Genomic DNA, 14,011 nt, shown 5'->3' with positions numbered 1-14,011 from the left:
GGTTCACCCTCCCTTTATGTATATTAATTTAAGTAGCTTAAACCATCCATCGTCTATACTAAAAATACCTTACAATTTTGTAAGGTATTTTACTTGGACTTCTGTTCCCTTTGACACTTCTGATTGAATCGTTAACGTTTGTCCTAGCTTTTCTGAAATTTTTTTGCAAAGATATAGACCAATTCCAGATGAGTTTCGGATTCGTCTACCATTTTCCCCAGTAAAAAACGGTTCAAATACTCGATCCATATCGTATTTAGGAATTCCTACTCCTTCATCTATTATTGATAATGTAATATTTCCTTCTTCATCAGCAATACGAAAGAAGATCTTTTTACTCCCACCTCGGGTATAAGAGTATTTAATAGCATTTGAAATAAGCTGGTCCAATAAGATTTCATTCCATTTTTCATCAGTAATGACAAAAGTTGATGCGTCCTCAAACTCAATGGAAGGGTATAGCTGATTATAAATGAATTCATGCTTTCGATTGTTAATCATCTTTCTTAAAGAACCAACAAGATCAATCGCTCGTGGTTCCATGTCATTTTCAAAGCTCTCCATCCTAATCATTGTTAATCCTTGTTCAATACTTGTATGAAGTCGCTTATTTTCCCGTTTTATTAGTTCCAATGCTTCCGTTAGGCACTCTGGATTGAGCACTTCTTTCTCAACAATTAATTCAATCACGGATACTGGTGTTTTTAGATGATGCATCCAATGTGAGAGAAAATAGTACCTTTCTTTATTTTGCTCTCTCATTTTATTATATCTTCCCGTATGTTCCTTTATATTTTTATTCAGCAAGCGTTGAAATGCTTTCTGCTCTTCCGTGTGTGGCTCTATTTCAACATATTGATTTCTTAACTTTTGCTCGATTGCTCGGTTTGTTTGATAATAACGGAACCAGTCAATGATTAAATATAAAATTAATAAAAACATTCCAATAGATAGCGGGTAAAAAAACTCTTTGTTTCGTGGTTCACTTAAATGAAAAAAGGCAATGACGGAAACCATATTGATAATATAAAAGCAAATTAGTAAGGCCCTATCTTTTATAAACTTCCTAAATATTATACTATACATTCTTAATCCCTCATGAGTGTAGGATTATAAAACATATAACCTACACCTCGTTTACTCTTTATAATATCATCAAACCCCAATCTATAAAGTATGTTCTTTATTCTGCTGATATTTACGGTCAATGTATTGTCATCAACAAATGTAACGGAGTCCCATACTTCTTCTATTAGCTCCTCCCTCGAAACAAAATCACCATAATTATCCATCAACTTTTTCAACAGCCTATATTCATTTTTGCTGAGTTCAACTTTTTTCTCCTGAAAGGTTAATGTAAGCATTTTACCATCAATACAAAGTTCACCAACACAAGTATTTGTAATATCCAATGTGGAGTATTCCCCGTATATTCGTCTGATGATTGATTTAACTTTTGTTTGTAGCAAACCAAATGTAAATGGTTTTGTAATATAATCATCTGCTCCAAGCTCAATTGCCATAATTTGATCCAATTCTTGATTGCGAGCAGATATAATAATAATGGGAACATTAGACTGCTTACGAAAACTTCTACATAAAAAAAAGCCATCATAATAAGGTAAATTTATATCTAGCAAAACCAAATCAGGCTTTATGTTTATAAACTCATTTACTATATTAAAAAAGTTTTTTGGTTTATATACATCATAACCATAACGTTCCAAGTTTTCCTGAATCAGCTTACTTAACTGTAAATCATCTTCTACTAACATAACTTTGTACCCCATAATATATCCCTTCTTTATTGCTAGCCAATTATCCAAAGGATTCTTGGCTTATTTACTCTACAATCCCTCACAACCAACTTAGTATGTACTGTTTTTCCAGTGGAAGGTAGGTTCAATTGCACTATCTCTAGTTGTAAAACTATTGAAGATAAAAACAGTACAGGCACCGAAAATAAGTACAAGTAGTACATTAATACTATGAGACAACTTCTAGCTACAGGTTGAGTTCGGTATAAAATAGCGGAAATTGTGCCTTTTTCCATGTCATATAATACACATACGTAGTAAATATGCTTTCTCCTATTTCCTTTGATATACCTGCATATCCTGCTCTTGAAGGAATGATTAAAGAAAACCCATTCTCTAACAATGCTTTATACCCAAACTATGAAAAACTTTTATGATATTGCCCTTCCTCAACAATACTGCCCCGTTAGTTAAGCAAACTACGGGCATTTTTGTGAATACAAAATAATCTAATGATTCTATATTCTAATAATACATTAACCTTAATAACCATACTACCAAAACCTACATTTATTAAATGGCAAATGTACATTCAAACTAACAAACCAACTGAGTAAATAAAAAATTAGCAGCTTTTTAGACGCTTGCTATAATGGAAAGAGCTAAGAATACCATTGCAAAAAGATATGGAATTTTACTCCAATAAAAGGTTACATTCAATTTACATTCACTAACTTTTCTTCGAACAAAAACAGGCTATCTCACCATAAATGAGATAGCCTGCAAACGTTGATATATCAATGTTTTTATTAAGATTAATGTTTTGAGAAATATACAGAAAATATACAGATGAATTCTAAGTTTATTGAATACATCGTAATCCATTTATATCAACGTTTTGGGAATTGTTATATGGATAAAAGTGTATGAAAAAGGATTGAAAGTGACATTACTTGAACCAATTTGAACCAAACGATAGATGTTAGTTGAATGCATGATTACGGCCAAGGAAATGTACCAATTGTGTCATCTTTTTTACCGGTGATTGCCACAGAACTTGCCACCTATTGCCACCGTATTTACCAATTAGGAGATTTAAAATAACGTAGGATATAAAAGCCTAATTCCTACATGTTTTTGGTGAGGAATTAGGCTTTTGATGTTCAACAATCGCACCCGTTTGTTTAATAAAGTCATCATAACTATTGTGAAAATACCTCTATTTTATCGGTAAACAATACAGGTGGATTTGAATCCCCAACAGCACTATAATAGCCAACAATTCGTTTGCCTATTTCTAAATCTAATTCTTCATATTCTTCTTGGTTGAGGTGGTAGAACACACCATCATTTTCTTGTGCAAGTTCAATTAGTTCCTCTCTTGTTTTACTCGATATATCAATGTCTTTAACACTTGGCAAAGATATTACGATGTACTTTATTTCATCAAAAGTATCCTTTTCAATGTCAACAATGATACCTTCGTGTCTTTCTCCAGAGGTACCATTCTCTTGCTGACTACAAGCTCCCAAAATCGCAACAAGTAAAATTAACATTAATACCCTTTTCAAAAAAGCACCCCCAAATCTTTTCTGCAAATAAACTCTTTGAACAAATAAATACTCCTTCTTCAAGGATTCCGCTTCTTTAGTTTAAGTGTAAAGTTTCACAATGCTAAATTGTTTCCTCAACAAATCTGGCCCTTTTCTAGAATAACAGCTAATGAATTCCTAATATTCATCGCGCTTTATTTTTGTATGTAACTTGAACGATTTGTTGTTCATCATTCTTTTCAAAAAACTTATAAGTTTCCATCCCGATTTTTTCCGCAACTTTTTGTGATGGAATATTTTTTAAAGTTGTATATGAAAATATTTCGGAATAGCCCAGAACATTAAATGCGTATTCCTTACAAGCAGACGCTGCTTCTGTGGCATATCCCTTATTCCAATACTCTTTAATAATGTGGAACCCGATTTCAGGTAGCCTCATACCATCAATATCCTGCATTGTTATTCCGCAATCACCAATAAATGTATCCTCTTCTTTTAAAACAACTGCCCATAGTCCGTGATTATATTGCTTATAATTTCTCACATTCCATTTGATCCAATCTTTAACTCCTTCTTGGTTAAAGGGATGAGGGTAATACTGCATAGACTCTGGGTCAGAAAGCACTTTCGATAATTCGTTTTGATCGTCCAAATTTAACTCCCTAAGGTATAATCGTTCCGTCTCGATTATCTTCAAAATGCCCACCCCTTACATTTAATTTTTTATGCGACAATCATACTATCAAATTTATTAAATGACAAATACAAACATATCATGAAGAAAAGAGGGAGTGATTTCTCCCTTTTAAATATAACTTTCCAGCATCTACTAATCTCTTTATAACGTTAATGTCTTCCATCGGCGGAGTCGGACTTTATCAAGAGTAAACTACTAAAAATCCATTAACATCAATACTTTTACTTTAAGGACATATGTTTAACGCATTAAATCAAGCGGAAAAATACAATGTAATTGTTAGATGACAATTGATTACAGTAAATAAGAATGTACCACAAAAAAACTAACTCCTCTCTACATTTTATCGAGGAATTAGGCTTTTGATCTGCAACAATCGCGCCCGATTGTATAAATGAAAATCAGTTACTTTTTACAAACGGTTTAAAAAGTCAGCTAATACATTATTGAATTCATTGTAATTATCAACATTCGAATTATGAGCAGCATCACTAATTATAACTAATTGATATCCACTCTGAGTTGCCCACTTATTATTATATTTTTTCACGTTTCCTGTATTATCTTTTTCCCCAATCACTAATAAAACTGGAAAGTTGAAATTAACTGTTTCTGTTCTCTTAAGTAACTCCTTATAGGCTAAGTTCATAATATTAATAATTTCATCTTTGCTTAGTTTAGAAACGGAAGAATACATATTATCAAAAGCATAATCAGTTCTTGTTGCACCTTTAGAAATACTTTTAATTAAAGTTTTATAAGGAAACATAGACGATAGCAAACCTATTTTGGATAGAATAAATCTTTCCCATTTCGGATAGTAATAATGTCCAAAAGGAGTTGTATCAATTCCAACAAAGCCTTTTACTTTTTCAGGATAACGGATTCCAAACTCTTGGCAAACATAGCCCCCTAGAGACTGACCTACTAATATAACTTTACTTACATCTTCTAGAACCAATATTTTTTTTAGTACTTCTACAATATTTGAAAATGTAAAATCCGTGTAATGACGGGACTTTCCATGAAGAGGAAGATCTAAAGTGATAATTTTAAATTCTTTACTAAAATGATCAACTTGTTTTTCAAACATAGTTTGATCAGCAGTCATACCATGTACAAAAACAACACATTTTGTATCAATACTTTTATTGCCACCAATCCTATAATATATATCCCCATTTTCTGTATGTATTATTTTTTCTTCCACAGCTACTTTTCACCCCACTTTCCTTAATCTGGGCAGTTTGTTGAAAATCGATCTCGTAAATTATACTTCATAAGTTTATTTTAACACATACCCATAGCGAAAGTTCACACTAATCCGAACGCCATATTAGTCCTGCGATATACAATAACGCTAAAATAGCTTGCCATGTAATCTTACCTTTAATTGTTCGTTCTCTTCTTCTAGTCCCTTTATACGGCTTTTTAAGGTCTTTATTAATACATCCTCTAAACGGGGACTCTTACTTGGTTTACGAGGGGCTATTTCACTTATTTGCAGCCCTCTTAAGGTCTCCACCCTAGTTCTGATGCCTTTTTGTTTATAAAGCCATGACTTTGAAACATTTGCCTTTTGTGCAACAGAATTAAAATTAAAACTCTCTTTTTTCAATGCTATCTCTGAAATTGTCTTTTCAACCCTAATTCTTGTGTTCTCCGACTTTTCTTTTGATAGTTGAATTTGTGGCAGTTGTGTTACTCTTTCTAGTCATCTTAATTCGTCTCCTTTAACGAATGAATAATCTGCTCTAATCTAATCTTAACACGTTCGTTAGTTTCAACCTGACGCTGCCATTGGTTCTGCTTATGTACATCCAGACTAACAAACCAACAGAGTAAATAAAAAATTAGCAACTTGTTAGACGCTTGCTATAATGGAAAGAGCTAAGAATACCATTGCAAAAAGATATGGAATTTTACTCCAATAAAAGGTTACATTCAATTTACATTCACTAACTTTTCTTCGAACAAAAACAGGCTATCTCACCATAAATGAGATAGCCTGCAAACGTTGATATATCAATGTTTTTATTAAGATTAACGTTTTGAGAACTGTGGTGCACGACGAGCGCCTTTAAGACCGTATTTCTTACGTTCTTTCATACGAGCGTCACGAGTTAAGAAGCCTTCGCTTTTCAACACAGCGCGATATTCTGGATTCACTTCAAGAAGTGCACGGGAAATACCGTGGCGGATTGCTCCAGCTTGACCAGTAAAACCTCCACCATGAACGTTTACTAATACATCATAAGTGCCTTCTGTTTCAGTAGCAGCTAATGGTTGGTTCATGATTAATAGTTGTGTTTCATATGGGAAATAATCTTTTGCTTCACGATCATTAATTACGATACGGCCAGTTCCTGGAACTAAACGTACACGTGCAGTTGATTTTTTACGACGACCAGTGCCGTAGTATTGTACTTGTGCCATTATAATTTAACCTCCCTTTTAATTAGCCACGAAGTTCTAAAACTTCTGGTTTTTGTGCTTGATGGTTATGTTCTGCTCCACGATAAACATGTAATTTTTTACCCATTTTGCGTCCTAGTGAGCCTTTTGGAAGCATGCCTTGTACAGCAAGTTCAATCATTTTTTCAGGGTATCTTGTACGCATTTCGTCAGCGTTACGTGATTTAATTCCACCTGGATGTCCTGAATGACGGTAATACATTTTATCATTGATTTTATTTCCAGTTAATTCAATTTTACTTGCATTTATAACGATAACATAATCGCCAGTATCTGCATGCGGTGTATATGTTGGTTTGTTTTTACCACGTAGGATTGCAGCTACTTCACTAGCTAGACGACCAAGTCGCTTGCCTTCTGCATCCACAACAAACCATTTGCGTTCTATATTATTTTCATTTGCCATGAAAGTTGTGCGCATTTTTAAATTTCCCTCCAATATCAAAGTTTCATTTCATTTCGTTTCAAATATCATTATTTCTATCTTCAACACAATTAGATTCCGGGGCTAATCGTGGGTTTAGAAATAAAAAGCCATAAATCATAATATACCAAAATGGGGGCAAAAGTCAAGGTATACCAGCACTTTTCTACAAAATATTTTATTCCTTCTTTTGCCAAGATTACTTTTCTACAATCACTACCGCTACGTTTGGTTCTACTTTATAAATTCAACACGCAACGATAACAGTCTTCACAAAAGGGAGTATCATATAAATCACTTTCACCTATCATCATACACCACTTCCCATAAATATAACCCTTGTGGCGGTGCTGTTTTCCCTGCCTTTCGGCGATCTTTCATTTCAAATAGTGTAGGAATGTCTTCTGCACGACGCTTTCCTTGACCAATCTCTAATAAGGTTCCAACAATGATCCGGACCATATTAAATAAAAATCCGCTACCACGGAATGTAAAAATAAGTTGGTTACCTTCCTGCTTACAACTTACTTCATAAAGTGTGCGCACTTTACTACCTTTTGCAGTCGACTTAGCAGATGAAAAGGTAGTAAAATCATGCTCGCCAACAAAATATGAGCATGCCTTTTGAATAGCAGCCACGTTTAAAGCATAAGGGAAATGATGAACGTACTGACGTTTAAATACATCAGGCTCTACGACGTTTTGGACAATATATTGATATTCCTTCTCCATCACATCATACCGCGCGTGAAACGCATCTGAAGCATGTTCTACAGCCTTTATATAAATATCATCTGGTAACATTGCGTTTAATGCGCGTTTCCAATCCGCTTCCTTTAGTGAGAAGGTTGTTGCAAAGTGTATCACTTGTCCTAGTGCGTGAACGCCTGCATCAGTTCGACCAGATGGATAAATGCGGATGGATTCACCTTTATGGATTTTACGTAATACCTTTTCTATTTCACCTTGAACTGTACGTCCCTTTTCTTGAATTTGAAAACCAGAAAAGCGGCTACCATCATAGCTTAATGTGCACTTTACTTTCATCTCGATAACCGCCTCCCCCTCTTACCATTGTCTCGTTGCGAATAAACCAGCAATAACAAGTGCATATAGTATAAATACGGTAATATCTAGCTTTGAAATCTTTAATTCCCTTAATCTCGTTCGGCCCTCGCCACCTTGATAGCCTCGAGCTTCCATGGCCATTGCTAATTCTTCTGCTCGCTTAAAAGCACTAACGAATAAAGGAACTAGTAATGGTACAATTGCCTTTATCCGCTCTTTAAAAGGGCCTGTCCGAAAGTCGATTCCTCTTGATGCTTGCGCTTTTGAAATTTTGTCTGTTTCTTGCATAAGCGTCGGAATAAATCGTAATGATATCGACATCATTAATGCCAATTCATGGACAGGAAACTTAATCTTTTTCAAAGGACCGAGCATATCTTCAATTGCATCTGTAATTTCAATTGGTGTCGTTGTTAACGTAAGTAAAGACGTAATCAAAATTAATAAGAAGAAGCGCATTGAAATAGCAAAGCCGCGAATAAGACCGCTAGTATATATTTTGAAGCCAAATAAATCTACAATGACGGTACCCTCTTTATTTAAAATCAAATGTAGGACAAATGTGAAAACAATCAAAAACCAAATGGGGGTCAGACCCCTCATAATAAATCGCACTGGTACTCTAGATGTAAACATGCTTATTAGTGCAAATACGGTAAGTAGCGCATAACTCCAAAATGAGTTTGCGAAAAACACAAAAATGACAAACAGAAAGATAATCGTAATTTTCGTTCGCGGATCCAAACGATGTACGATAGAATTTCCCGGGACATATTGTCCGATAACAATGTTCACTTTCGTTCAGCCCCTTCCAAATGAGACTGAATTTGTTTTGCTAATTGCTGTATGTTTTGCCGTGCAAAAGGAATTTCCTTGCCGAATCTCTGCTCAAACTTATGAATAAACTGTACCATTTCAGGTGTGTCCAAATGAACTTGGTTCAATTTATCAGCTTGAACAAATACCTCTTCTGGATTTCCTTCCATATACTTTTTACCTTTGTTTAGGATAATGACATGATCTGCATACTTTACTGCATCTTCCATACTATGAGTCACGAGTACGGTAGTTAACCCTTGTTCCTTATGCAGTTTGTAAAACATTTGCATGATTTCCTTTTGACCTCTTGGATCCAGCCCGGCTGTAGGTTCATCTAAAACTAATATTTCAGGCTTTACCGCAAGTACTCCTGCAATAGCTACTCGACGCATTTGCCCCCCACTTAAATCAAATGGAGATCGCTCTAATAGCTCTTCTGAAAGCCCAACTGTTGGGATAATGTCGTAGATACGTTTTTCTATTTCTTCCTTTGGTACCCCGAAGTTTTCCGGACCGAATGCAATGTCTTTCTTCACTGTTTCTTCAAACAATTGATGTTCCGGATATTGAAAGACAACCCCTACACGACTACGTAGATTCTTCATATTTTTAGGTTTATTATCATGTGTTAAATGGAAATCCCCAATCATAACTTCTCCACTTGTAGGTCTTACTAATCCATTTAAATGTTGGATTAATGTAGATTTCCCTGACCCAGTATGGCCGATAATTGCGACAAATGAACCTTCTGGAATATGAAACGATACCCGATCTAATGCTTTATGGGAGAATGGAGAATTCTCTTGATATATATAAGTTACATCTTTGAATGTAATGTCCATAGTTCCTCCAGTAGCTCTTCGTGATTTAAAGGTTCATTGTCAATTTGTATATGTTGTTCACGTAGTTCGTCCGTTAATAAGGCTACAAATGGTACATCTAAGCCAATTTTCCGTAATGCTGTCTTTTCTTTAAAGATGTCTCGTGGGGTAGCCTCATTCCATACTTCTCCCTCATTCATCACAATAACCCTTTCTGACTGCGTTACTTCATTTAAGTCATGTGTTATCGTAATTAAAGAAAGTGCATGTTGCTGTTGCACATCAGCAACCGTACTTAGAATTTCCTGTCGTCCTTTTGGATCTAACATCGATGTCGCCTCATCTAAAATGAGTATTTTCGGGGAGATTGCTAATACACTCGCAATAGCAACACGTTGCTTTTGGCCGCCTGATAAACGATGTGGTTCTGTTAAACGATAAGCCTCCATCCCCACTGCGTGAAGACATTGCTCAATCCTTTTTAACATGTCTTCTCGTGCAAAGCCACGATTTTCCATGCCAAATGCAACATCATCTTGAACCGTTGTACCTACAAATTGGTTGTCGGGGTTTTGAAAAACCATCCCGACGTCTTTCCTTATATTCCAAATACTTGTATCATTCACTAGCTGGCCATTAATATAGATTTCTCCCTCTTGTGGAAACAATAAGCCATTCATAAGCTTTGCAATTGTTGATTTACCTGAACCATTATGTCCAATGATTGCTACCCATTCATTTTCATAAATACAAAATGAACAATCTTTCAAAACCCATGGTTGGTCATCCCCATAACGAAAAGATACATGTTTGAATTCTACCAACTTATTTCTCATTAGCCTCGTTCCCCCTCTTCTCTGCTATGCTATACCAGACTAAACTCTGCTCATATCTATCATCCTGTGATTCTCCAAGCGGAAAGTATGACGTATTTTACAATACATATCCATAAGCAACATGAAAGACTGTGCCTTCATACGTCTGCAAATACATCAAGCTAAAAATCCATCAAGCTACCAACAAAGCAAAAGAGCCTGATGCTTATAAAACCGGTAAACACGCTAAAAAATTCTATAAAAAAAGGGCCTGGATTCACCTCGTGGAAGAGATTCAGTCCTGCCCTTTACGCGTACACATTCATTAAACAAGTTCAATGATTGCCATTGGCGCTCCATCACCTTGACGAGCATCCAACTTAAGAACACGTGTATATCCACCTTGCCGATCTTCATAACGCTTGGCGATATCATCAAATAATTTTTGAATTACATTATCTTCTTCAGTTTGTTTATTGTACAAAAATGCTGCAGCTTGTCGACGTGCATGAAGATCCCCACGTTTACCAAGTGTAATCATTTTCTCTACAGCTCTTTTAAGTTCCTTCGCTTTTGCTTCTGTTGTCTCGATTCGTTCATGAATAATAAGATCAGATGCAAGATTACGAAGTAGAGCCATACGATTATCTGTTGTACGTCCTAATTTTCTAGGCATGGACTATTCCCTCCCTTTCTTGAAAAACTCTCTAAAGGTGTCTATTAATCATCTTTTCGTAGGCCTAAGCCTAATTCGTCTAATTTCGCTTTTACTTCATCTAGGGATTTACGACCTAGGTTACGTACTTTCATCATATCTTCTTCAGATTTATTAGAAAGTTCTTGTACTGTATTAATGCCAGCACGTTTTAAGCAGTTGTATGAACGAACAGATAAGTCGAGTTCCTCAATGGTCATTTCCATAACCTTCTCTTTTTGGTCCTCTTCTTTTTCCACCATAATTTCAGCGTTTTGTGCCTCATCTGTCATACCTACAAATATGTTTAGATGTTCTGTTAAGATTTTAGCGCCTAAAGAAACAGCTTCCTCAGGACGAATACTTCCATCAGTCCAAACATCGAATGTAAGTTTATCATACTTTGCATTTTGACCGACACGTGTATTTTCTACTTGATAGTTTACACGAGATACCGGTGTGAAAATCGAATCAATCGGAATTACTCCAATTGGTTGATCGTCATGCTTGTTTTCCTCAGCTGGTCGATAACCTCGGCCACGCTCTGCAGTTATTTTCATTTGTAAACTGCCTTTTGAATTCAAAGTAGCAATATGAAGTTCAGGATTTAACACTTCTACATCACTATCAAATGTAAGATCTGCAGCAGTTACAACTCCCTCACCTTGCACATCTAGTTCTAATGTTTTTCCATCATCAGAGTAGATTTTTAAAGCTAGCTTTTTCAAATTCAAAATAATCGTTGTGACATCCTCTACTACACCGTCAATTGTTGAGAACTCATGAAGTGCTCCATCAATTTGAACTGATGTTACAGCAGCGCCTGGAAGTGAGGATAATAGGATACGACGCAAGGAGTTTCCAAGAGTAGCACCATACCCACGCTCAAGCGGTTCGATCACAAATTTTCCAAACGAAGCATCATCATTGATCTCTATCGTTTCGATTTTTGGTTTTTCAATTTCGATCATCCAATAAGCCCCTCCTTTAAAACGTCGAAACCCCGGTTAGACCATTGTCTAACCGAAATTCCCCAAATAGGCAGTTGGCGTTTCTGCACTATTAAAGGATGTTCAAAAAACAGATAAAAATAACATGTCTTTTGAACACGCACGATTTGTTAATTTAACACACTCTGCCTATGTTATAGACTCATACAGACTAATATATACCTATTTTCCCATTGTTATACTTTTAGTCATCATATCCCATTATAGACAGGTTGACAAATTATATACGCAAAAAGCTTATACACGACGACGTTTTGGTGGGCGACAACCGTTATGCGGTACTGGAGTTACGTCACGAATAGCAGTAACTTCAAGTCCAGCTGCTTGTAGTGAACGAATTGCTGCTTCACGACCAGCACCAGGGCCTTTAACTGTTACTTCTAATGTTTTCATTCCGTTTTCTACTGCTGTCTTTGCTGCAGTTTCAGCGGCCATTTGTGCAGCGAAAGGAGTAGATTTACGAGAACCTTTAAAACCTAGTGCACCTGCTGAGCTCCATGAAATAACATTACCGTGAGCGTCTGAGATGGTTACAATTGTGTTGTTGAACGTAGAACGAATATGTGCAATACCAGTTTCAATATTCTTTTTCACACGACGTTTACGAGATTGTGTTTTTTGACGTGCCATGAGTTAGTTTACCTCCTTTACTAAATTATTTTTTCTTTCCTGCGATTGCATGACGTGGGCCTTTACGTGTACGTGAGTTGTTCTTCGTGTTTTGTCCACGTACTGGTAAACCACGACGATGGCGGATACCTCTGTAAGAACCAATTTCTACTAAACGCTTCACGTTAAGTGAAACTTCACGGCGAAGATCACCTTCAATTGTATATGTGTTAACTGCAGCACGAATCTTACCTAATTCGTCTTCTGTTAAATCACGTACACGAGTGTCTTCTGAAACGCCTGCTTCTTTAAGAATCTTCTGTGCAGTATTATTACCGATACCATAGATATAAGTTAATGAAATTACTACACGTTTATCACGTGGAATATCAATACCTGCTATACGTGCCATTTATATAACGCACCTCCTTAGGTTTAACCTTGTTTTTGCTTATGTTTTGGATTTTCACAAATCACCATTACTTTACCTTTACGTTTAATAACTTTACATTTTTCACATATCGGTTTTACTGATGCTCTAACCTTCATTTTCATTACCTCCTTTTATATCGGAGCTCATTCGCTTATTTATAACGATACGTAATTCGTCCTTTTGTTAAATCATACGGGGATAATTCAACCGTAACTTTGTCTCCCGGTAAGATGCGAATGAAGTGCATACGGATTTTACCAGATACATGTGCCAATACCGTATGGCCATTTTCCAGTTCGACATTAAACATTGCATTTGGCAATGTTTCCGTTACGATACCCTCCACTTCAATAACATCGTCTTTTGCCATCGTGTTGGTCTCCCTTCTTTAATCAGTCACAAGCTCACTTACATATTTATCTATCGCAAAGCGTAATTTTCCATTTGTGACACGACCAGTTTCTAGAAGGCTGTTTTGGACTTCAGGAGAAATGAAATTAGTTAGCAAAATATGGTTCCGATTTTTCTTCTTCGGACGATCATATTTTCGCTTTTCTCCATCGGCAAGCAATACAAAGCGTTCATCAATTAATTTAATGACAATCGCATGCTGTCCTGCTTCACGTCCTCGCAAAATACGGACAACTTGACCTAACTGCGGAATTGCATCCTCTTCGCTCAACAACGATCACCTTCACTTAGGCTAATTTATAATCCTTTTGCGTGAATGATCATCAACCATTCAACGCTAAAAAGGAGTAAATTTTCACTGCTATAAATGTGTCACTAATATATTTACATTCGAACACTACGACAATTATTATATCTTTATTCAG

Annotated in this window: 18 protein-coding genes and 1 pseudogene; all 19 read right to left on the bottom strand. The window is 35.9% G+C overall.

The features are described 5' to 3' along the window. Positions 1-69: 69 nt before the first annotated feature. The 19 genes and pseudogenes from ACFFIS_RS08140 to ACFFIS_RS08050 all read right to left on the bottom strand — a co-directional run bounded on the left by ACFFIS_RS08140 (position 70) and on the right by ACFFIS_RS08050 (position 13,857). Positions 70-1,086 (bottom strand): sensor histidine kinase, encoded by a 1,017-nt coding sequence (locus ACFFIS_RS08140; protein WP_390186918.1) that lies wholly within the window; start codon positions 1,084-1,086, stop codon positions 70-72. Between the two features lie 2 nt (positions 1,087-1,088). Then, positions 1,089-1,790: a response regulator transcription factor gene (locus ACFFIS_RS08135; RefSeq protein WP_320380933.1), complete on the bottom strand. Its 702-nt coding sequence runs from the start codon at positions 1,788-1,790 to the stop codon at positions 1,089-1,091. 1,169 nt (positions 1,791-2,959) lie between these two features. Then, positions 2,960-3,328 (bottom strand): hypothetical protein, encoded by a 369-nt coding sequence (locus ACFFIS_RS08130; protein ID WP_320380932.1) that lies wholly within the window; start codon positions 3,326-3,328, stop codon positions 2,960-2,962. A gap of 166 nt (positions 3,329-3,494) precedes the next feature. Beyond that, a complete protein-coding gene (locus ACFFIS_RS08125; RefSeq protein ID WP_390186916.1) occupies positions 3,495-4,007 on the bottom strand; it encodes a GNAT family N-acetyltransferase in 513 nt (170 codons plus the stop codon). Positions 4,008-4,419: 412 nt separating this feature from the next. Continuing rightward, positions 4,420-5,217, bottom strand: a complete 798-nt coding sequence (locus tag ACFFIS_RS08120; RefSeq protein ID WP_320380931.1) for an alpha/beta fold hydrolase — start codon at positions 5,215-5,217, stop codon at positions 4,420-4,422. A gap of 150 nt (positions 5,218-5,367) precedes the next feature. Continuing rightward, positions 5,368-5,640 carry a DUF6262 family protein gene (locus ACFFIS_RS08115; RefSeq protein WP_320381528.1) on the bottom strand — a complete coding sequence of 91 codons (273 nt, stop codon included), beginning with the start codon at positions 5,638-5,640 and terminating at the stop codon, positions 5,368-5,370. Positions 5,641-6,050: 410 nt separating this feature from the next. Beyond that, a complete protein-coding gene (gene rpsI / locus ACFFIS_RS08110; protein ID WP_320380930.1) occupies positions 6,051-6,443 on the bottom strand; it encodes a 30S ribosomal protein S9 in 393 nt (130 codons plus the stop codon). Between the two features lie 22 nt (positions 6,444-6,465). Next, a complete protein-coding gene (gene rplM, locus ACFFIS_RS08105; protein WP_390186914.1) occupies positions 6,466-6,903 on the bottom strand; it encodes a 50S ribosomal protein L13 in 438 nt (145 codons plus the stop codon). Between the two features lie 303 nt (positions 6,904-7,206). Beyond that, complete coding sequence (gene truA, locus ACFFIS_RS08100) at positions 7,207-7,953, bottom strand: tRNA pseudouridine(38-40) synthase TruA (protein ID WP_320380929.1); 747 nt, start codon at positions 7,951-7,953, stop codon at positions 7,207-7,209. A 21-nt stretch (positions 7,954-7,974) separates the two neighbouring features. Continuing rightward, a complete protein-coding gene (locus ACFFIS_RS08095) occupies positions 7,975-8,769 on the bottom strand; it encodes an energy-coupling factor transporter transmembrane component T family protein (RefSeq protein ID WP_390186912.1) in 795 nt (264 codons plus the stop codon). Next, complete coding sequence (locus ACFFIS_RS08090) at positions 8,766-9,635, bottom strand: energy-coupling factor ABC transporter ATP-binding protein (RefSeq protein ID WP_390186911.1); 870 nt, start codon at positions 9,633-9,635, stop codon at positions 8,766-8,768. The genes ACFFIS_RS08095 and ACFFIS_RS08090 overlap by 4 nt, the downstream gene beginning before the upstream one ends. Continuing rightward, entirely contained in the window at positions 9,611-10,450 is an 840-nt protein-coding gene (locus ACFFIS_RS08085) for an energy-coupling factor ABC transporter ATP-binding protein (RefSeq protein WP_320380928.1), read from the bottom strand. Before ACFFIS_RS08085 ends, ACFFIS_RS08090 begins: the two co-directional genes overlap by 25 nt. Positions 10,451-10,754: 304 nt before the next feature. Next, positions 10,755-11,105: a 50S ribosomal protein L17 gene (gene rplQ, locus ACFFIS_RS08080; RefSeq protein WP_320380927.1), complete on the bottom strand. Its 351-nt coding sequence runs from the start codon at positions 11,103-11,105 to the stop codon at positions 10,755-10,757. Positions 11,106-11,149: 44 nt separating this feature from the next. Next, positions 11,150-12,094 (bottom strand): DNA-directed RNA polymerase subunit alpha, encoded by a 945-nt coding sequence (locus ACFFIS_RS08075; protein WP_390186908.1) that lies wholly within the window; start codon positions 12,092-12,094, stop codon positions 11,150-11,152. 276 nt (positions 12,095-12,370) lie between these two features. Then, entirely contained in the window at positions 12,371-12,763 is a 393-nt protein-coding gene (gene rpsK / locus ACFFIS_RS08070) for a 30S ribosomal protein S11 (protein WP_320380926.1), read from the bottom strand. A gap of 25 nt (positions 12,764-12,788) precedes the next feature. Further along, positions 12,789-13,154, bottom strand: a complete 366-nt coding sequence (gene rpsM / locus ACFFIS_RS08065) for a 30S ribosomal protein S13 (protein ID WP_320380925.1) — start codon at positions 13,152-13,154, stop codon at positions 12,789-12,791. A gap of 23 nt (positions 13,155-13,177) precedes the next feature. Continuing rightward, positions 13,178-13,291 (bottom strand): 50S ribosomal protein L36, encoded by a 114-nt coding sequence (gene rpmJ / locus ACFFIS_RS08060; RefSeq protein WP_010095733.1) that lies wholly within the window; start codon positions 13,289-13,291, stop codon positions 13,178-13,180. A 35-nt stretch (positions 13,292-13,326) separates the two neighbouring features. Further along, positions 13,327-13,545 (bottom strand): translation initiation factor IF-1, encoded by a 219-nt coding sequence (infA, locus tag ACFFIS_RS08055; protein ID WP_320380924.1) that lies wholly within the window; start codon positions 13,543-13,545, stop codon positions 13,327-13,329. Then, positions 13,523-13,857: pseudogene (locus ACFFIS_RS08050) on the bottom strand (KOW domain-containing RNA-binding protein). The gene infA and the pseudogene ACFFIS_RS08050 overlap by 23 nt, the downstream one beginning before the upstream one ends. Between the last annotated feature and the right edge of the window lie 154 nt (positions 13,858-14,011).

Source organism: Paracerasibacillus soli, from assembly GCF_042432965.1.
Classification (GTDB): Bacteria; Bacillota; Bacilli; order Bacillales; family Amphibacillaceae; genus Paracerasibacillus; species Paracerasibacillus soli.
The sequence above is the reverse complement of the archived record's forward strand: the minus strand, read 5'-3'. Positions and strand labels throughout refer to the sequence as shown.

Coding starts and splice junctions, on each gene's coding strand:
- ACFFIS_RS08140 (WP_390186918.1), bottom strand. CDS start 1,086: ATGTATAGTATAATATTTAGGAAGTTTATAAAAGATAGGGCCTTACTA.
- ACFFIS_RS08135 (WP_320380933.1), bottom strand. CDS start 1,790: ATGGGGTACAAAGTTATGTTAGTAGAAGATGATTTACAGTTAAGTAAG.
- rpsI (WP_320380930.1), bottom strand. CDS start 6,443: ATGGCACAAGTACAATACTACGGCACTGGTCGTCGTAAAAAATCAACT.
- rplM (WP_390186914.1), bottom strand. CDS start 6,903: ATGCGCACAACTTTCATGGCAAATGAAAATAATATAGAACGCAAATGG.
- truA (WP_320380929.1), bottom strand. CDS start 7,953: ATGAAAGTAAAGTGCACATTAAGCTATGATGGTAGCCGCTTTTCTGGT.
- ACFFIS_RS08090 (WP_390186911.1), bottom strand. CDS start 9,635: ATGGACATTACATTCAAAGATGTAACTTATATATATCAAGAGAATTCT.
- ACFFIS_RS08085 (WP_320380928.1), bottom strand. CDS start 10,450: ATGAGAAATAAGTTGGTAGAATTCAAACATGTATCTTTTCGTTATGGG.
- rplQ (WP_320380927.1), bottom strand. CDS start 11,105: ATGCCTAGAAAATTAGGACGTACAACAGATAATCGTATGGCTCTACTT.
- ACFFIS_RS08075 (WP_390186908.1), bottom strand. CDS start 12,094: ATGATCGAAATTGAAAAACCAAAAATCGAAACGATAGAGATCAATGAT.
- rpsK (WP_320380926.1), bottom strand. CDS start 12,763: ATGGCACGTCAAAAAACACAATCTCGTAAACGTCGTGTGAAAAAGAAT.
- rpsM (WP_320380925.1), bottom strand. CDS start 13,154: ATGGCACGTATAGCAGGTATTGATATTCCACGTGATAAACGTGTAGTA.
- rpmJ (WP_010095733.1), bottom strand. CDS start 13,291: ATGAAGGTTAGAGCATCAGTAAAACCGATATGTGAAAAATGTAAAGTT.
- infA (WP_320380924.1), bottom strand. CDS start 13,545: ATGGCAAAAGACGATGTTATTGAAGTGGAGGGTATCGTAACGGAAACA.